The 3268-nt window shown below is 69.2% G+C and carries 2 protein-coding genes and 1 pseudogene; all 3 read right to left on the bottom strand.

Annotation, left to right across the window (positions count from 1 at the left end):
- Positions 1 to 359: 359 nt before the first annotated feature.
- Complete coding sequence (locus tag VOI19_RS16765) at positions 360 to 1526, bottom strand: sulfotransferase (protein WP_323794099.1); 1167 nt, start codon at positions 1524 to 1526, stop codon at positions 360 to 362.
- A gap of 196 nt (positions 1527 to 1722) precedes the next feature.
- On the bottom strand, positions 1723 to 2565 hold the full coding sequence (locus VOI19_RS16760) for an SDR family oxidoreductase (protein WP_323794098.1): 843 nt from the start codon (positions 2563 to 2565) through the stop codon (positions 1723 to 1725).
- Positions 2562 to 3268, bottom strand: a pseudogene (locus VOI19_RS16755) (hypothetical protein); the annotation flags it as partial. The pseudogene VOI19_RS16755 and the gene VOI19_RS16760, both read right to left, overlap by 4 nt.

Here is a 3268-nt window from a genome sequence, read left to right as displayed (position 1 = left end):
CTCGGCAGATACTCAGCACCAGCTCGGGGCGCACCCCGCTCGCGGGCAACCGGGTCGCGCGGGCGGCGACCAACACCCCGGTGTCGGGATCGGAGCGACGTCGCCAGGTCTGGGGGACGGCGATCCCGAGGTGGCGATGGAGGCTGGTCGGCTCGGTGGAGGTCATGGCGCGACGATGCCCCCTCGGCCTGCACCGCGGCACCGCTCGTCGGGAGCCCTGTGGAGGACGAGCCAACCGCTCCGAGCTGTGCACTCCTGCCGGCCCGTCGGGAGATAGTCCCTGACGAAGTGGCCCCTGAATCGCCGTGGGAGGGGCCATTTCGTCAGGGACTATCTCCCCCAGAGAGAAGTGAGCGCGCTCAGCGGTCGAACGCGGCCTGCACGTCGGTCTCGGTGAGCCCGTAGTCGCCGAGGGAGTAGCGGTGCGACGGCGCCTTGCCGCCCTGCTTCGACTCCCGGTCGATCTCGCCCACAGCAGCTTCGGTGTCGGCGGAGAACTCGAGCCCGAACTTCTCGTAGACCCCGCGCACGACTCCCATCGGGTCGGCCACGAGGTCGGAGAAGGCGACGTCGGCGAACTGTGCGTCGTCGTACGACGTCCGCGCGTCGTGGTAGCTGTGGAAGGCCCGCGACCACAGGTCGAGCTGGGTCGAGCCGACCACGTCGCCTACGAAGGTCGTCGAGTGCCCGGCGGTCGTCTCGGCCGACAGCGAGCACGACGACGCGATGCAGACCACCGGGTCGCGGTGCGTGTAGACGACGAGCGCGTCGGGGTAGACCGTCATCAGGGCGTCGAGCGCCGTCATGTGCGACGGGTTCTTGAGCACCCAGCGCTTCTCGGGGTCGTTGAGCCCGACGAGCTGGAGGTTCTGCTTGTGGCGCGCGTAGGCGTCGGTCCAGTCCTGCTTCTTGAGCCACTCGGTGTAGCGCGGGATGTTGGCGAGCGACTCATACGAGTTCGACTTGCCGGTCTGGCGCAGCAGCCGCCAGCACTCCTCGACCGTGGTGGCATCCATGTAGTGGATCCCCATGAAGTCGGGGCTCTCGACGTGGTGAGCCGAGAAAGCGGTCTGCATCGCCTGGAAGATCGGATCGTCTTCCCAGGTCTCGCGCGGCGGACGCGGCTGCGGGAACTGGGTCAGCCACATCTCCAGGCCCTGCGCCATCGGGTCGGCGTGCAGCAGCCGGTGCAGGGCGGTCGTGCCGGTGCGGGGGAGACCCATCACGAAGATCGGACGCTCGATCGGGACGTCGGCGTGCTCGGGTCGCTCGTCGAAGCGCGCCTGCGTCAGCAGCCGACCGACCAGCGCGCTCTTCACCTCCGAGCGCTGGAAGTAGTTGCCCAGCGGCGTCAGCCCGGCCTCGGGGGAGGCGAGGTCCTCGGCGAGGAGTCGCAGCCCCGTCTCGTGCTCGGTGCCCGGCTCCCAGCCGAAGTCGCTCAGCCCGGTGGTGCGCTCGGCAGCCGCGACGATGTCGTCGAACGAGCCGACGTCCGGGCGCGTGCGCGCCATGATGTTGTCGCTCATCCGATTACCTCGTCGATCGTCAGGCGGCCGGCCCGAGCGAGCAGGCTCTGGGTCGTCGAGTAGCGCGCCTTCGCGACGAAGGAGCGGGGCGGGCGTATCGAGACGCGGTGAGGCGACCGGTCGCGGTGAGCGTCTCGATACGCCGGTCGCGCGTTCCTCGCTGCCCGGCTACTCGACGACCAGTTGTTGCTCGGCATCAGCTGTGGAACTCGCCGCAGTCGACCGTCAGCATCTGCCCGGTCACCGCCGAGGCCAGGTCGGAGGCGAGGAACAGCGTCGCGCGAGCGACCTCCTCCGAGGAAGCGAGACGCTTGAGGTCGGTCGGGCCGGCCTTCTCGGCGTACACCTCGTCGTGGGTCTTGTTCTCGACGGCGGCGAGGTAGTCGAAGTAGCCGCGGTTGACGTCCTCGTAGATGTACGACGGCGCCACGCTGTTGACGCGGATCCCACGCGGCCCGAGCTCGGTGGCGAGCGAGGAGGCGAGGTGCGCGAGCGTGCCCTTCGACAGCTTGTAGCCGGCGTACTCGGGCTGCGAGGAGAACTGCACGGCCGAGTTGAGCATGATGATCGAGCCCTTCGACTCGGCCAGGGCATCGGCGAAGAGCGCCGAGAGTCGCAGCGGGGCGAAGACGTTGGTCTCGTTGACCTTGGCCAGCTTCCTCGGGTCGATCTGAGTGATCGGGTCCATCGGCGGGATGGCGAAGGCGTTGTTGATGACGCAGTGGACGCGACCGAAGGCCTCGAGCGTCTTGGCGACCAGGTTGGCGCGGGAGTCCTCGTCGGTGACGTCGGTGACGACGCTGACGACGCGGACGCCGTGGGCCTTGACCTCCTCGGCGACCTCGTCGAGACGCGAGGCGGTGCGGCTGGCGATCACGAGGTCGGCGCCCATCCGGGCGGCCTCGTCGGCGAGCGAGCGGCCCAGGCCGGGGCCGATGCCCGAGATGACGATGACCTTTCCGGCCAGCACCGGAGCGGGGCGGTAGCGCTCCTCGATGGAGGTGTCGTGCGCTGCGGCGAGTCCAAGGTCGGTGCTCAAGAGATCATCCTTCGGGCCACGGAGCGTTGCCGCGCAGCGATGCGGTCGGCGTACTCCTCGGGGGTGAGTGGTGCGGTGTGGGGCAGGTGCTTGGGGACGTCGGCGAGCGGCACGACCTGGATGGTCGGCCCGTCGGCGTCCTGGGTGAGGTCGCGGGAGAGCTGCTGCCAGCGCAGCATCATCGAGCCGGTGCGGTGACCGGTGGTCTCGAGCCAGTTGGCGACCGGCTTCCCGTCGTACGGCGGGGTCTCGGCCACGACGAAGCGGATCACGCCGTCGGGGTCGGTCTCGGCCTGCGCCTTGGTGAGCGAGGTCTGGTGGGTCTCGTAGTCGGTCGAGGCGTACCAGTCGGAGCCGATCTGCGCGGCTTGGTAGGTGCAGTCGTCGCACCGCGGGACCGAGATGATCATCGCCTCGTCCTCGGCGAGCTCGTAGTGGCCGATCGAGGAGCGCTGGGAGGCCAGACCGCCGGGCGTCGACTGCGGCGCGGTGAGGGTGTTGACCGGCTCCTTGTACTGGAACCACTTGGGGAACTCGAACCACGTGAGGATCGAGCCGGTCAGCGTGCGCGCAGCCACCTCGTAGCGCTTGGCCAGGGTCTTCTCGCTCAGCGCCTTGGCCGGTTGGCCGAGGGTGTCGGGGCGCTCGATCGTGAGGGTGCCGCGCTCCTCGGTGTCCCAGTCGCAGAAGACCTCACGGACGA

It is taken from the genome of Nocardioides sp. (assembly GCF_034670285.1).
Taxonomy (GTDB): Bacteria; Actinomycetota; Actinomycetes; order Propionibacteriales; family Nocardioidaceae; genus Nocardioides.
Note: the sequence above shows the minus strand (reverse complement) of the source record. Positions and strands in the feature narration are given on the sequence as shown.